We start from the raw sequence: 356 nt of genomic DNA on the forward strand, positions 1-356 counted from the left end.
GATGAAGTTAGGTTCGTGCATATCCTGAGTTTGCCAAGTAGCTTGCGCATTCTTTGGGCGTGAAGAGCTGCAGAACCTGGCCGATGGCGAGGCAGACAGCGTCGACGGTTCGGGCGGCCGCTTTTCGGAGAAAGTGCTTGAGCTTGGCAAAGACCTGTTCGATCGGATTCAGGTCGGGTGAGTATTTCGGCAGGAAGAAGAGCTTGGCTCCCGCGGAGCGGATGAGCTGACGCACGATTTTGCCTCGGTGGCTGCCGAGATTGTCCATCACGACGACGCCGCCGGGACGAAGTGTCGGGAGGAGGACCTTTTCCACGTAGAGGCGAAAGCTGTCGCCGTCGATCGGGCCCTCGATA

Annotated in this window: 1 protein-coding gene; it reads right to left on the reverse strand. The window is 58.7% G+C overall.

The features are described 5' to 3' along the window. Nucleotides 1-7: 7 nt before the first annotated feature. Nucleotides 8-356: transposase (locus AC5ZG5_RS46510; RefSeq protein ID WP_496165607.1), on the reverse strand; the 349-nt coding region annotated here is incomplete at its 5' end.

This window comes from Bradyrhizobium sp. Ses1 (assembly GCF_059512365.1).